The 14,570-nt window shown below is 53.6% G+C and carries 14 protein-coding genes, 1 tRNA gene, 1 pseudogene and 1 riboswitch; of the genes and pseudogenes, 6 read left to right on the forward strand and 10 right to left on the reverse strand.

Annotated elements, in window-relative coordinates:
* The 4 genes and pseudogenes from BLU05_RS24630 to BLU05_RS24645 form a co-directional block, all read right to left on the reverse strand.
* A pseudogene (locus BLU05_RS24630) lies at positions 1 to 512 on the reverse strand (hybrid sensor histidine kinase/response regulator); the annotation flags it as partial.
* A 234-nt stretch (positions 513 to 746) separates the two neighbouring features.
* Positions 747 to 820, reverse strand: a tRNA-Gly gene (locus BLU05_RS24635).
* A 116-nt stretch (positions 821 to 936) separates the two neighbouring features.
* Complete coding sequence (locus tag BLU05_RS24640) at positions 937 to 1,245, reverse strand: hypothetical protein (RefSeq protein ID WP_091886321.1); 309 nt, start codon at positions 1,243 to 1,245, stop codon at positions 937 to 939.
* An 81-nt stretch (positions 1,246 to 1,326) separates the two neighbouring features.
* Positions 1,327 to 2,421 carry a 2'-deoxycytidine 5'-triphosphate deaminase gene (locus tag BLU05_RS24645; RefSeq protein ID WP_091886324.1) on the reverse strand — a complete coding sequence of 365 codons (1,095 nt, stop codon included), beginning with the start codon at positions 2,419 to 2,421 and terminating at the stop codon, positions 1,327 to 1,329.
* Between the two features lie 83 nt (positions 2,422 to 2,504).
* A riboswitch (SAM riboswitch) is annotated at positions 2,505 to 2,584 on the forward strand.
* Positions 2,585 to 2,646: 62 nt separating this feature from the next.
* On the opposite strand from BLU05_RS24645, the gene BLU05_RS24650 reads away from it, so the two are divergent.
* The 3 genes from BLU05_RS24650 (at position 2,647) to BLU05_RS24660 (ending at position 4,780) form a co-directional block, all read left to right on the forward strand.
* Positions 2,647 to 3,834: an O-succinylhomoserine sulfhydrylase gene (locus tag BLU05_RS24650; protein WP_091886437.1), complete on the forward strand. Its 1,188-nt coding sequence runs from the start codon at positions 2,647 to 2,649 to the stop codon at positions 3,832 to 3,834.
* Between the two features lie 169 nt (positions 3,835 to 4,003).
* Positions 4,004 to 4,396 (forward strand): Co2+/Mg2+ efflux protein ApaG, encoded by a 393-nt coding sequence (gene apaG, locus BLU05_RS24655; protein WP_091886440.1) that lies wholly within the window; start codon positions 4,004 to 4,006, stop codon positions 4,394 to 4,396.
* Positions 4,397 to 4,471: 75 nt separating this feature from the next.
* Positions 4,472 to 4,780, forward strand: a complete 309-nt coding sequence (locus BLU05_RS24660; protein ID WP_091886327.1) for a hypothetical protein — start codon at positions 4,472 to 4,474, stop codon at positions 4,778 to 4,780.
* Positions 4,781 to 4,819: 39 nt separating this feature from the next.
* Here the strand turns inward: BLU05_RS24660 and BLU05_RS24665 are convergent, their stop codons facing one another.
* Genes BLU05_RS24665 through BLU05_RS24680 form a run of 4 tightly spaced genes read right to left on the reverse strand, consistent with a single transcriptional unit; the run spans position 4,820 to position 8,235 of the window.
* Positions 4,820 to 5,032, reverse strand: coding sequence for an alkylphosphonate utilization protein (locus BLU05_RS24665; protein WP_091886329.1), 213 nt, complete (start codon positions 5,030 to 5,032; stop codon positions 4,820 to 4,822).
* A gap of 46 nt (positions 5,033 to 5,078) precedes the next feature.
* Positions 5,079 to 6,080, reverse strand: coding sequence for an Hsp33 family molecular chaperone (locus tag BLU05_RS24670; RefSeq protein ID WP_091886332.1), 1,002 nt, complete (start codon positions 6,078 to 6,080; stop codon positions 5,079 to 5,081).
* 1 nt (position 6,081) lies between these two features.
* The gene (argF, locus tag BLU05_RS24675) at positions 6,082 to 7,020 is read right to left on the reverse strand and encodes an ornithine carbamoyltransferase (RefSeq protein WP_091886335.1); all 939 of its coding nucleotides are present in this window, start codon (positions 7,018 to 7,020) and stop codon (positions 6,082 to 6,084) included.
* A 9-nt stretch (positions 7,021 to 7,029) separates the two neighbouring features.
* Positions 7,030 to 8,235 (reverse strand): aspartate aminotransferase family protein, encoded by a 1,206-nt coding sequence (locus BLU05_RS24680; protein ID WP_091886337.1) that lies wholly within the window; start codon positions 8,233 to 8,235, stop codon positions 7,030 to 7,032.
* Positions 8,236 to 8,718: 483 nt separating this feature from the next.
* Here BLU05_RS24680 and BLU05_RS24685 point away from each other — a divergent pair, with 483 nt between their 5' ends.
* Positions 8,719 to 9,249 (forward strand): GcrA family cell cycle regulator, encoded by a 531-nt coding sequence (locus BLU05_RS24685; RefSeq protein WP_091886340.1) that lies wholly within the window; start codon positions 8,719 to 8,721, stop codon positions 9,247 to 9,249.
* A gap of 50 nt (positions 9,250 to 9,299) precedes the next feature.
* Here BLU05_RS24685 and phoR read toward each other — a convergent pair whose 3' ends face one another.
* On the reverse strand, positions 9,300 to 10,577 hold the full coding sequence (gene phoR / locus BLU05_RS24690) for a phosphate regulon sensor histidine kinase PhoR (protein ID WP_091886342.1): 1,278 nt from the start codon (positions 10,575 to 10,577) through the stop codon (positions 9,300 to 9,302).
* 97 nt (positions 10,578 to 10,674) lie between these two features.
* Here phoR and ppk2 point away from each other — a divergent pair, with 97 nt between their 5' ends.
* Positions 10,675 to 11,583 (forward strand): polyphosphate kinase 2, encoded by a 909-nt coding sequence (gene ppk2, locus BLU05_RS24695; protein WP_244518540.1) that lies wholly within the window; start codon positions 10,675 to 10,677, stop codon positions 11,581 to 11,583.
* Here ppk2 and BLU05_RS24700 read toward each other — a convergent pair.
* Positions 11,552 to 13,396, reverse strand: a complete 1,845-nt coding sequence (locus tag BLU05_RS24700; RefSeq protein WP_091886346.1) for a glycosyltransferase — start codon at positions 13,394 to 13,396, stop codon at positions 11,552 to 11,554. The two genes, ppk2 and BLU05_RS24700, sit on opposite strands and share 32 nt — an antisense overlap.
* 369 nt (positions 13,397 to 13,765) lie before the next feature.
* On the opposite strand from BLU05_RS24700, the gene BLU05_RS24705 reads away from it, so the two are divergent.
* Positions 13,766 to 14,563: a transporter substrate-binding domain-containing protein gene (locus BLU05_RS24705; RefSeq protein ID WP_244518542.1), complete on the forward strand. Its 798-nt coding sequence runs from the start codon at positions 13,766 to 13,768 to the stop codon at positions 14,561 to 14,563.
* The last annotated feature ends 7 nt before the right edge of the window (positions 14,564 to 14,570 follow it).

Below are 14,570 nucleotides of genomic sequence, written 5' to 3' on the forward strand. Positions count from 1 at the left end.
ATGGCGGTCATCACAAGGGTGACGACAACATAGGGTTCACTGCGCCAGAAACTGTTGAAATAGGTGGTGGCTGCCAAGGCAACCAGCGCAACCGCCGTGGCCGCTATCAGATAGCGCGGCCCATACCGCAACCCGTTGCCGACAGTAACCCATAATACCATCGCAAACACCGGTGCAGTGATTGCTCCGCCGACAGCCATTGCAAACGTCATCGCCAGATAGTCGTTGGACATGGCAAAGATGCGGCGTTTTAGGTTGTAACCGGGCCGTTTTACGATGTTGTGAAGCAGGAGCCAGGAAACGGGAATGTAAAAGACGGAGTAGATGAGCAGCGCTATGGTAACCGTATTCAACTCGCGCTCGCTCGCGGAAAGTGCGATTATGATATAGGTTGCAATGAACGGGACTGTAACGATGCGCGATATTGCCTGGCCGCGTTCCGCATCATATTGGCTTCCTCTGTTATCAGCATAAGACGCTATTTTCCCGAAAAGGCTGTTCACCCAGCTCATATTTGTGCCCCTTGCCCATAGTTCCCCGATTGAATGTATCATTTCAGCCAATCGACAGACAGTCCTCGCTGAGGTGGTGCGGCGGTAATCGCAAGTGCGACTGTCTTCCGCCATCTGTCGCTTTATCTGATGATTTTTCCCAGGAGGAGGGCTATGGCCAGAAGAAGAACATGGCTTGCAAAACTCTGAATAGAGTAGGCAGCAAGCCACAACCGGAATCACCGAAAAGTCTGTTGGAGCGGGTGAAGGGAATCGAACCCTCGTATGCAGCTTGGGAAGCTGCCGTTCTACCATTGAACTACACCCGCCTATCTCGCTCGAGCCGTGCCAGACAGACAGACAGACAGACAGACAATCGAAATCAAAAGCAGACGAGACCGATAGTCAACCCGATTCGCTGATCATGCTGCAAACTATCTGTATATCAGCCCCTGCGCATCCGCCCGGTCACGACAGCCACACCAAGTCCTATCCAACCCAGCACTGCAATCAGCAGGACAGGTGCGGCAGGGATCATCAACCAGCCCATCACACCCATCGTATAGAGCGTGTCGCCGATATCCATGCCGCCCAAAAGGCAGGGATGAACACTGCCCTCATCCACTGTGCAGCCAAGCGTTGTGGCGATCGCGTAGGTCGCCAATACTGAAAACAATGGCAGCAGAGCAATGATAGTGATGACCGTCAGGAGGATGACAAGGAGGCGTCGTTTGGACTGGGGCTGCTGGGGCATTGCGAATATCCAGTTCTTTCAGGGAAATCCGTTATGCATATCAGCCTCTGCCAAACCAAAGTTTTGTCAATCAGTGACTGCTCACGACCGGAAATGTTTGGAGAGTTTCAGGCCCTGCGCCTGATAGTTCGAGCCGAGATCGGTGCCATAAAGAGCTTTCGGCCGCTCCAGCATGTGTTCATAGATGAGGCGGCCAACAATCTGGCCATGCTCCAGAATGAATGGCACCTCATGGCTGCGCACTTCGAGCACCGCGCGGCTGCCCGTGCCTCCCGCTGCGGTGTGGCCAAACCCCGGATCAAAGAACCCGGCATAGTGAACGCGGAACTCACCCACCAGCGGATCGAACGGCGTCATCTCGGCTGCGTAGAGTGGCGGCACATGCACAGCCTCACGCGATACGAGAATATAAAATTCATCCGGATCGAGCACCAGTTCGCGCGCGCCGCGATCATGGATCGGCTCCCAGAAATCGAAAAGGTCGTGGGCACCGCGCTTGTCAACATCCACCACGCCGGTGTGATGCTTGCCGCGATAGCCAACAAGACCGTTCTTGTCGCCGGTCAGATCAATAGACAGGGCGATACCGCCGCCTGAAATGTTCGGCGTATCGGAAGCAACCAGCGTTTCATTTTTATGCAGCGCGGTCAGTTCCGTCTCATCAAGCTGCGCCCGGCCCGTGCGAAAACGTATCTGGGACAGGCGCGAGCCGACACGCGCAACAATCGGAAAAGTTCGGGGGCTCACTTCAAGATAGATAGGGCCGTGATATCCCGCGGGCACCTTGTCGAATTCCTGAGCGCCATCGACGATAACGCGGGTAAAAATATCAAGACGGCCAGTGGAACTCTTAGGGTTGGCCGATGCCGAAACGCCCGCAGGCAGAGCAAGGCTTTCCAGCAGCGGGACAATATAGACACAGCCGGTTTCAAGCACTGCACCTTGGCTAAGGTCAATCTCATGCAGCTTCAGCTTTTCCAGCTTGTTGATAACCGGGGTTCCCGGTCCTGGCATGAAGCTGGCGCGCACACGATAGGCTTTCGTGCCAAGCCGCAAATCGAGACTGGCTGGCTGAATTTGATCGGCATCGAAATCCCGTTCGGTTTTCAGCGCACCGGCCTGATGCAATGCCCTGATGCCACTATCCGCCAGAATGCCCGCTTCATGTATACTCATATCAACCGCCGCGACCTCACTAAATTTCACAAAAGCTTTAGCGCCTCACCCGATTGACGCAAGCCGCCAAGAGGATTAAAGCACTTTTATCCCGTGGTGATTTGGCCGGCCGGCTTGCAGCCACGTTAAATAATTTGCTAAAAGAGGCCCGGTCTCGTCCGGCCTTTTTGCGATTCCCGCAAGGCCGGTTTTTTATTGGCCAGATTCTGGCAGATTGAGAAGACGATGACCACAACCCGCAAGCTGCGCCCCGCGACACAACTCGTTCATGCCGGAACCCTGCGCTCCGGTTTCGGTGAAACATCGGAAGCCCTCTTCCTCACTCAGGGCTTTGTCTATGACAGCGCCGAAGCCGCTGAAGCCCGCTTCAAGGGCGAAGAACCCGGTTTCATCTATTCACGCTATGCCAACCCGACCACCGACATGTTCGAAAAGCGCATGTGTGCCCTTGAGGGCGCGGAAGATGCCCGCGCCACTGCTTCCGGCATGGCCGCCGTTGCCGCTTCAATCCTGTGTCAGGTCAAGGCCGGTGATCATGTTCTGGCAGCGCGCGCCCTCTTCGGCTCCTGCCGTTACATTATCGAAACGCTCCTGCCGAAATATGGCGTCGATTTCACCTTGATCGACGGTTCGAAGACCGAGAATTGGGAAAAAGCTATCCGCCCGAATACGAAGGCGCTGTTTCTGGAAAGCCCGACCAATCCAACGCTCGAGATTGTCGATATCGCTGCCGTGGCAAAGATCGCCAATTCTGTCGGCGCCAAGCTGATCGTCGACAATGTGTTCGCGACGCCGCTGTTCCAGAAGCCGCTCGAACTTGGGGCGCATATCGTTGTTTACTCGGCAACCAAGCACATTGAGGGTCAGGGACGTTGCCTTGGCGGCGTTATCCTTTCCGACAAGAAATGGATCGACGAAAATCTGCACGAATATTTCCGCCACACGGGTCCGGGCCTCAGCCCCTTCAACTCATGGATCATGCTGAAAGGTCTAGAGACCTTGCCGGTGCGCGTGCGTCAGCAAACGGAAAGCGCGGCAAAGATTGCCGATTTCCTCGCCGATCATCCGGCAATTGCCAAGGTGATTTACCCCGGCCGTGCCGACCATCCGCAGGCCGATATCATTGCAAAGCAGATGACAGGCGGTTCAACTCTTGTTGCGTTTGAACTGAAGGGCGGGAAGAAAGCGGCTTTCGATTTCGAAAATGGCCTGGAAGTGGTGCGAATTTCCAACAATCTCGGGGATTCGAAAAGTCTCATCACTCATCCCGCGACAACCACTCATAAAAACCTTACAGATGAAGCGCGCGCAGAACTGGGCATTTCGGATGGGCTGTTGCGTCTGTCCGTCGGCCTTGAAGACGCCGATGATCTGATCGAGGATTTTGACACCGCCCTCAAGGCAGCCAAATAAGCCACTGCCGATGCCGCACTGAAACCAATTTCAGTGCGGTTTTGGTATATTTAAGTATAAATTTTGAGATAATATTGAATATTCACATTAATTTTAACCAACTTTATGTATTGTAATGGTTGACGTAATGGCTGCGACCCGCAATATCAGTGGTGAAACAAGGTTTATTATGTATCGCGCCGTTACCCGTGACATTGAAGTTGTCGTAGAACCATTCTATCTGGAGGAGCAGTCCAATCCGGAAGAGAACAGATATGTCTGGGGATATCGGATTACGATTGCCAATGAATCCGATGGGACTGTTCAATTGCGGGCCCGTTATTGGAAAATTACCGATGGAAACGGTCAGATCGAGGAAATTCGTGGACCGGGTGTGATTGGCGAACAACCGGTGCTCAATCCCGGCGACTCATTTCAATATTCATCGGGCTGCCCTCTGACGACAACCTCTGGTGTTATGGTCGGGCGCTACTCCATGGAAACCGAGGCCGGAAAATTGTTCGATATCGAGATTCCGGCTTTTTCGCTTGATTTGCCAGACCAATTGCGGACATTGAATTAACTATCGACCAAGCGGTTTGATTTATAGCGCAGTCGTTTTAAGCGCCATTTTTGACAAGCAAGAGTGCATGAGCTGATGACCACCCAAACTGAAATACCCTATGTGAAGGCGCTTGCCTGTTCCATTGTCACTTTTGCGGTCGGTTTTGGTGCGCTGCTTATGGGGTATGCTCTGCCAAGCATTCAAGCCGGAAAAGCCGGCATACCGGAACTGCTGGCGCTGGCGCTCGTTCCGGGCCTTGTTGTCGGGCTGTTCGCCAAGCGGTCGGTCAAGCCATGGCCATTATGGTTGATCATCAGTGCATTTATCGTGCTGCTCATCGTCGTCACCGTTGCTCACGAGGCACTGGTTTCCTGGCGGATGACCAACGGAATGCAGCAATAGCGAATATCGGAATGGGCGATGCGTGACAGCGCCAGTTCGCTAGGCTTTCCTGACGAATTCTGTTCTGAGAACCAAGCCCTTGACCTGCTTGGTGTTGCATTCGACTTCGCCTTCACGGCCATTCAGACGAATGTTCTTGACAAGCGTGCCACGCTTGATTGTTTCAGATGTCCCCTTGACCTTGAGATCCTTGATCAAAGTGACTGAATCGCCATCCTGAAGCTCGTTTCCGTTGCTGTCACGTACTTCCATAATGGCGATCCTTATTGCCGGGGGCGCTCGCGCGCCTGAGGAAAAATCAGTTCTTTGGCAGGAATTCTGCTGGGTCGAACTCATATTGAGTGGAGCAGAATTCGCATGTTACGCTGATCTTGCCATCTTCAATGCTGTCAGTGATCTCTTCAGCGGTGAAACCGGAAAGAACACCCGCAATCTTGTCACGCGAGCACGAGCAATCGTCATTGACCGGGACCGCGTCAAATACACGGACACCGCGCTCGTGAAACAAACGATAGAGCAGCCTTTCAGCCCCGACTTGCGGATCGGTCAGTTCCGAGCTTTCGATGGTGGCGACCAAAGCCTTTACTTCGCTCCAGTCATCATCTTCGTCGAATTCTTCATCATCCTGATCAGCGTTGGGCGCATCACCAGCCGGAAGATCGCGCTGGCGAATACGCAGCTCGGATTGCGGCAAAAACTGCACGATCAAGCCACCAGCACGCCATTGTTCAACGGGCTTACCGTCCTCGCCGCGCTCGATAAGCTTGGCGACCGATAGACGGATATCCGTCGGGATCTGTTCCGACTGGCGGAAATATGTCTTGGCGATCTCCTCCAGATTGGAGCCGTCAAGCGCAACAATGCCCTGGTAGCGCTGGGTGTATTCGCCCTGATCAACTGTCAGCGCGAGTGTTCCGGTGCCCATCAACTGTTCGGGAGACAGCTCATTTGCAGCAATTGCCTCGGCCAAACGGTCCTCGTCGTAACGGGCGTAGGCACGTACTGAATTGGGCGTACGAAAGTCGACAACAAGCATGTCGACAGGTCCATCGGACTGCGACTGAAAAATGAACTTGCCATCAAACTTCAACGACGTTCCCAAAAGAACGGTCAGGACAATGGCTTCCGCCAGCAACTTTGCCACCGGCTCGGGATAGTTGTGACGGCTGAGAATATCATCCAGCGTTGCACCCAGTTGCACGGCGCGGCCACGGGCGTCGAGCGCCTCGACCTGAAACGGAACAACGGCGTCGTCCCCGGCGAAAACATATTCGTCAGGGCGATTGGCAATGTCAGACATATCAGACACTCGGGCGACCTCCTTCGAGACACCAGGCTAGAATTGCTTTTTGCGCATGCAATCGATTTTCAGCCTCATCAAAAACAACGGAATGGGGTCCGTCAATGACTGAATCCGTCACCTCTTCACCGCGATGCGCTGGCAGGCAGTGCATAAACAGCGCATCGGGGTGCGCATGCTTCAACAAAGCATCATTGACCTGATAGGGCATGAATACATTGTGACCGCGCGCGCGGCCTTCCTGACCCATCGAAACCCATGTATCAGTGACGATGCAGTCGACGCCCTCGACCGCGGCAATCGGATCGGTCGTCAGCCTGACATTGCCACCGGCACTCTTGGCCCATGCAAGATATTTGCTTTCCGGCTCGCTGCCATCAGGCGTGGCAATGTTGAGGTTGAAATCAAAACGTGCAGCAGCTTCCACAAGCGAGTGCAACACGTTGTTGCCGTCACCCGTCCATGCGAATGTCTTGCCCTTGACCGGGCCACGATGTTCTTCAAACGTCATGATATCAGCCATGATCTGACAAGGATGTGTGTCATCCGTCAGGGCATTGATCACAGGCACGGTGGCGTTCTCGGCCATTTCCGTCAACCGGTCATGGGTCGTTGTGCGCATCATGATGATATCGACATAGCGCGAGAGCACCTTTGCCGTATCGGCGATGGTCTCGCTACGGCCGAGCTGCATTTCCGACCCCGTGAGCATGATGGTTTCGCCACCGAGCTGGCGCATACCAACATCAAAGGAAACGCGGGTACGTGTCGAAGGCTTGTCGAAAATCATCGCAAGCACCTTGCCTGCGAAGGGTTTTTCGATGTTGCCTGCCTTGAGCCGGTTCTTGCGCGCACGTGCGTCATCCAAGATCGTACGCAACACACCAGAAGAAAGCGCCGAAATATCCGTGAAGTGACGGAGGTCCTGCTTGATTGTCATGACAGTTCCCTACGCACTCTTCTGCCGGGCTGTGACCGACAGACGTTCGGCAGCCGCTTCAATCCGCGAAAGAGCCTCGCGTGCTTCTTCTTCCGTTACGACCAGTGGCGGCAGCAAGCGAACAACGTTGTCACCCGCACCAACAGTCAACAGATGCTCATCGCGCAGGGCCTGCACAAGCGCTGTGTTTGGAACAACACTCTTGATGCCCATCAACAGACCACGGCCACGCACTTCCGCAACAACTTCCGGGTAGCGATCGGAAATCGAGGCAAGACCCTGCTTCATGAACAGTGCGATCTGCTGAACATGCTCAAAGAAGCCATCGGCAAGAATGACATCAAGCACCGCGTTGCCTACAGCCATAGCGAGCGGATTGCCGCCATAGGTCGTGCCATGCACACCTGCCGTCATGCCCTTGGCCGCTTCAGCGGTTGCAAGACAGGCGCCGAGCGGGAAACCGCCGCCAATACCCTTGGCAACAGCCATGATGTCAGGCGTGATGCCCGACCATTCATAGGCAAAAAATTTGCCCGTACGTCCGACACCAGACTGAACCTCATCGAGGATCAACAGCAGGCCATTCTCGTCACAAATCTTGCGCAGGCGGCGCAAATCTTCATCGGGAACCGGGCGCACACCGCCCTCACCCTGAATCGGCTCGATCAGGATCGCAGCAGTCTGCGGACCAATAGCCGCCTTCAGTGCTTTCTCATCGCCAAACGGCACCTGATCGAAACCTGATACTTTTGGGCCGAAACCTTCGAGATATTTTTCCTGACCGCCAGCCGCAATTGTAGCCAAGGTACGGCCGTGGAAAGCGCCTTCGAACGTAATGATATGGAACCGCTCGGGGTGGCCATTCACATAATGATAGCGACGCGCGGTCTTGATCGCACATTCCAGAGCTTCCGCGCCGGAATTGGTGAAAAAGACTTTGTCGGCAAAGGTGCTGTCAACAAGGCGTTGACCAAGGCGCTTCTGCCCGGGAATTTCATAAACATTGGACAGATGCCACAGCTTGTCAGCCTGGGTCTTCAGGGTCTCGACAAGATGCGGATGCGAATAGCCGAGCGAATTGACAGCGATGCCAGCGGCGAAATCGAGATATCGGTCACCGCCCTCGGTAATCAGCCAGACACCCTCTCCTCGCTCAAAGCGCAGATCCGCACGAGCAAAAGTGTCGTATAGCGGTTGCGCGTTTGCGTCCGTCATGTCGTTTCGGGCCTCCAATACCCTATTTGGATCTGCTGTTTGCTAAGATGAAACCGGCAGCGATGAAATCAAAAAGCCGCCCACAAGGGCGGCCTGACGCAGGTAATATCATCATTCAAATTGCAATTGTCAAATAAACACTTCAGAAACCGGGGAGATATTACCCTTTGCAAAGAACGGTCTTTCCTCAAGTTTTTCAAAACTATAACCATACCGTCATACGGAAAGCGACATGTTCTCAAAGAAATGTCATTTATGCCGCGTTTCCACGCGCAAGTTGGGGAAAACCCAAAAAAGCATAGCTGCTTCCCACGCCCGACTCTTGTCACAGAGTCATCGCATATTGTAGCTTGAGAAACGGAATAGCTAGATTTCGTGCGGCGGACCTCGTCACCTGGATAGATATAGTATCTGCAATCTGGAGCAATCCAGATGTGAAGGAAGGATTCAGCCTAGAGTCCGCACAATACGGAGCCAAGGAAGATGAACTGGACAGATGAGCGCGTAGAACAGCTGAAAAAGCTTTGGGCCGAAGGTCTGAGTGCAAGTCAGATCGCAGCACAGCTGGGTGGTGTCAGCCGCAATGCGGTCATCGGTAAGGTGCACCGCCTGAAACTGTCAGGACGCGGCAAGACCACATCGACACAAACGCGCAGCAAAAAAGTCAATACAACAGCCACAAGCGGCCATCGCAGCGGTGTTACAACATCTGCACAGATGACAAGCCGGGTGGTTACCAAGAGTATTGGCGCAACGGCACTGCAGCAGGAATATTTTGCTGACACCGTGACGCAGACGGTCATGAAAACTTCGTCGACTGACGTCGTTGTACCGATTTCACGCCGCCTCGAACTGGTGCAACTCAGCGAGCGCACCTGCAAGTGGCCAATGGGTGATCCGCTACAGCCTGATTTTCACTTCTGTGGAAATGATGTGGCTGAAGGTGGCCCTTACTGCACCTATCACTCCCGCTTGGCTTACCAGCCGGCGTCGGATCGCCGACGCGTTCGATAAGCGGAAATGCAATTGGAAAAGGCGCCTGAGGGCGCCTTTTTTGTTTGTTCTCATGCCCTGGTTTTTTGCGGCCCAAAAGCGACCGTAAAAGATGATCCTTCGCCGACACGAGAGCGGACCACCAGACGAGCGCGATGGCGCGTCAGAATATGCTTGACGATTGCCAGGCCCAGTCCCGTGCCTTTCTGGGCGCGGCTTGTCTCTATGTTTACGCGATAAAAGCGCTCGGTGAGCCGCGGGATATGTTCTTCCGGTATGCCGGGACCAAAATCCTGAACGGTGGCCTTGATACCATCGCCATTGTTGCTGAGTTCAACAATAATCTTCTTGCCCGACTGGCCATATTTACAGGCGTTCTCCAGCAAATTCTGGAAAACCTGTGTCAGTTCATCCCGATCGCCAAGGACCATGACAGGTCCCGGATCAATGTTCCGTTCAATCTCGATGTCCAGATCGGCAGCAAGCGGTCGGAGCGAGTCAACAACATGATTCAGAACCGTGGTCAGATCGACCTGATCCTTGACGGCGATATGGGCTTTCATCTCGATACGCGACAAAGACAGGAGATCATCAATCAACCGCGCCATACGTTCGGCCTGCTTCTGCATAATCTCAAGAAAATTATCGCGGGCGACGGCATCGTTGCGCGCTGGTCCGCGCAAGGTTTCAATAAAGCCACTGAGCGAGGCAAGCGGCGTGCGCAACTCGTGGCTGGCATTGGCGATGAAGTCTGATCGCATGCGTTCAAGCCGATGCGCCTCGGTCAGATCACGGAATGACAGGAGATACTGCCGGTCCGGACCACCTTGATCAAGACGAAGGACGGTGGCGCGATACCAGCGCTCCACCGGAACACGTTCAGAATAGTCAATCGATCCGGCCTGCGCATCGGACATGACTGACTGGACGAGGGTCTGCATTTCTGGTGCACGAAAATGCAGGAGCAGCGTTCCGCCCCGCGCCAATGGACCGAATGCACCATTGGCAGCGGGGTTCACATAGAGAATTGTACCCTCGTGATCGAAGATGATCAGCGGATCTGGCAATTGGGCAGCAAGCTGTTGACCGGATAGGCGAAAGATCGCTGCATCGTTTATGGGCTGGACTGCGCTCGCATCATCAATGCGCGGAATGCTTGCGGAGAGTGCCACAACACCAAGCAGCAGCAGCATTAAAATCGCAAAGCTCAACCACCAGGAGGCACCGGAATTGAGCACAAGCGCAGTGAGAAAGGCAGCGGCACCCAGAATGTAGCGCGCACGGATGATCCGTTGCAACGCTCTTTGCCGCAAACCGCGGCTTTCCCGACCCGAACCCAATATGCTCATGCATTCAACTCCCTGCCCTGCCATGCTTTGTCATCGACACTGGACGCCACAACGCTGTCCCAATAACATGGCTTCATGTCAATTGAGGGAGGCTGTATTGGCCAAGAATTCGAAAAAGAAATCCGACCAGCCACAAGTCGGTAAGACAACACTTAAACTGAAGATTGATGGGAAGAAGCGCAGCTTCAATATTGATGATCCCAAATTGCCCGATTGGATTGATGACGGTGCCCTTGCATCTGGGGATTTTCCCTACACCGAGAAAATGGACAAGGACGAATACGCAGACACCTTGGAGCAGTTGCAAATAGAACTTGTGAAGATGCAAAGCTGGCTGCAGGACACCGGCCGCCGCGTTGTATCGGTTTTTGAGGGCCGCGATGCCGCTGGCAAGGGAGGCACGATCTTCACCTTGCGCCAATATATGAACCCTCGTAATGCGCGCAATGTCGCGCTGCCCAAGCCCACCGAAACAGAAAGCGGGCAATGGTATTATCAGCGTTACGTCTCACACTTTCCGACAAGTGGAGAATTCCTGACGTTCGACCGCTCCTGGTACAATCGGGGTGGCGTCGAACCTGTTATGGGCTTTTGCACGCCGGAACAGCATGAATCCTTTCTGGAGGAAACCCCCGGCTTTGAGCGAATGATCGTGGCTGACGGTATTTTCTTTTTCAAATTCTGGCTCAACATCGGGCAGACCATGCAGCTCAAACGTTTCCATGATCGCCGCCATAGCCCGCTGAAGAACTGGAAGTTCTCACCGATGGATATTGCCGGTGCCGAAAAATGGGATGACTACACAAAGGCGCGCGACGAGATGATGGCCCGGACCCATACTGCCCATGCGCCATGGACGGTTGTACGCTCCAATGACAAGCGCCGCGCACGCATCGCCGTTATCCGCCGCGTTTTATTAAGCCTGCCCTACAAAGATCGGGACCTTGAAGTTATTGGCAATGAAGATGCGCTGATCATTGGTTCTGGCCCGGGGTTTCTTGAATAGACCGCGCAGGGCGATGCGGTGTTTTTTCCCAAAGGAATGGCAAGTGGTTCAATTGCCGCAAAGCCCGCCATGCGGCGAAGGACATGAGCAGCCAATAGAGCGGTATCCATGGTAAAATCGGGCCGGGCATTCTGGTGCCCGCCAGCGCGCGTCGTCCCAGCGTGTGGAACGATAAATATCCCATGACGATATTGAGGATATCAACAAGAAGAAGTTCCCGGATTTCCGCAAAGGCACCACACCCGGAAAGCCAACAGAAGGTGGCTCCGACAATAAAAAACAGAGTGAACGGGTAAAGCAGCGAGGAAACAATCATCCCCGCTGCCAACAAATGATAAGCAAGGAAGCGCTGAATGCCCAGTTGCCTTAGCAATATAACAGGCCGGCGCATCTGAACGAGCCAGGTCTGTATCCAGCCTTTGAACCAGCGCGTGCGTTGGCGAAACCATATGTCAATTTCGGTGGGTGCGTCTTCAAGGGTTGGACGCGAAATCATCTCGATCCGATACCCCAGTCGAGCCAGACGGGTTCCGAGTTCCGCATCCTCGGTGACATTATGTGGGTCCCATCCTCCAGCGGCTCTCAAGCAATCATTACGAAAATGATTGGAGGTGCCACCAAGCGGCAGCACCAACCCATGATGCGCAAGCCACGGCAGGAAGCTCCTGAAATGGGCCGCATACTCGAAAGCGAACATCCGCGCGATCATGCTTTCATGGGCATTGGCCACTTTGAGCGGAGCCTGAAGACATCCAAGTTTTTCATCAGCCGATTGGAAGCGCTGGAAGGCTTCAAGCAACTGGTCCGGATGGGGGCGATCCTCGGCATCATAGATGACAACAAATGCCCCCTTCGACAGCAGCAATCCGTAATTGAGTGCCTTTGGCTTTGTTCGCGGACCGCTGCCGGATATTGGCAGGACGTCAAAACACTGAGGCATTTCTTCACGCTTGAGTGCAGCCAGCGTCGCCTCATCGTCCGCTTCGCACAGAAACAGAACCTGTAGTTTCGATCGTGGCCAGTTCAGCCCCAACATGGCTTTCACCAGTTGCGGAACAATGTCGGCTTCCTGATAAAGCGCCACCATAACCGTGTAAACAGGAAGCTCATCGGGTCTGATTTCAAGCAGAGGTGATAGGCTATCGCTACTCAAGCTCCTGCAAGCAGCCAATCGCAACGTGACGCAGGAAAGGAAAAACAGGGAAAGAATAACGTGCAGCCCCTGCCACGTCAGTCGCGCGTTGTGAAAGGCCAACAACAGAAAACAGGTTGCCAATACGCCGAGTAAAACACCTTGCTGGCCTGTCAGGACAATTTTTGCCGAGTATTCCTGATGTGTGTCCTCGACCATTCTTGATGCTTCATTGACGAGCAACTTTTCGTGGCCTGATCTTAGAAGCTCACGTACACCTGACGGCGTGGTTACCCTCAATCGCGTTACCAAATCATCGCGCTCTGACAGATCGCGCTTGATAACAGCAATATCATTGATGGTTGGCGCGATATAAATCAGCGCATTATTATCGCGGGTGAGTACCGTTGCGATGCGTGCGCGTGGCAGAATGCTCATATTCAGGCCCCCGCGCAAAACAATGGTTGTGCTTCGGGGAACCTCTTCAAAAGCCACCCCCACTACATCAGCAATACACTGCCCGACCAATCCATCATCGCCGCATGTGCTTGCATAGAGTTCATCAATAAAAGACGTGTTGTTAATGATGGAGGCCGTGAAAGCAGCTTCTATCAGCGCTTTCGCCAATCCCGCACGATAGAGTCGCGCAGCCAGAACAACCTCAATTTCACGGGAACGCACTGGCCGTCTACTGGATATATGTTTCCTGAATGCTCCCGATGGATAGAACGTGTTTCTTTCGCCGTGAACAAGCCAACATTATAAACTCAACCTACAATTCGAAATTGAAAATGAAGTTCAAAACAATTTATAGCTTTATAAACAATAGGTTATACTTGTAGGCACGATTTGCATCCATAACAATCCCTCGAAAGTCGAAGCCAGTTATCAAATCCGGTGCTGCCCGGCAGATCGGCACGAGATAAACCCGACCACAACCATCAAACCTGTCATGTCAGAACCAGCCGTGCTAATCTTCGGGCAAATCACACCAGCTTCTGAGATCGAATGCATATCCGGACAATCGCTTTTTGCACTGCAGGTTTCCTCATGGCGGGGCTGTCCCAAGCCGTTGCCGCATCGGATTTTCCGCATTACTGGGATGGGCGGGAACATGTCGCAAAACCTGATCTTTCCACGGTCGAGCGTATCCGGTTTGTCACCACCGTGGATTATCCGCCATTCAATTTCGTAGACGCAAGCGGGCGCATTTCCGGTTTCAATATCGATCTGGTACGGGCCATCTGCAACGAGTTGAATGTGACTGCGATTTGCCAGATCGAAGCGCGGCCATGGAACGAACTGCAGCAAACCGTGGAAAACGGTGAAGCCGAGGCGATTATCGCTGGTTTGAAACCCACAACAGCGCTGCGAGAAAAGTTCGCATTCACCGCTCCCTATATGCGCTTGCCTGCCCGTTTCGTTACCTTAAAGGAAACGGTCCTTGCCGAGCCTTTGGCTGACAAGCTTGAGAGCAAGGTGGTTGGCGTCGTTGCCGGGTCCGTTCATCAGGCGATTTTTGCTGATTATTTTCCAAAAGATCGATGGGTCGGCTATCCCACGCGCGAATTGATGTTGAAGGATTTGCTGGACAAGAAAATCGACGCGGTTTTTGGCGACGGGTCTGATCTGTCGTTCTGGATTGGCAGTCCGGAAGCCAAGAATTGCTGCGCGTTTGCTGGCGGACCCTACATTGCGCCGCAGTTTCTGGGCGATGGTATGATGATAGCCACCACGACGAAAAACACCGATCTCGTTGATGCCTTCAATTTTGCGTTGAAATCCATGGAAGAAAAAGGCACGACCTCTGAACTCTATCTGCGGTACTTCCCCGTCGATTTTTATTAAAACCGCC

Origin of the sequence: Phyllobacterium sp. OV277 (genome assembly GCF_900104355.1) — a bacterium.
GTDB lineage: Bacteria > Pseudomonadota > Alphaproteobacteria > Rhizobiales > Rhizobiaceae > Phyllobacterium.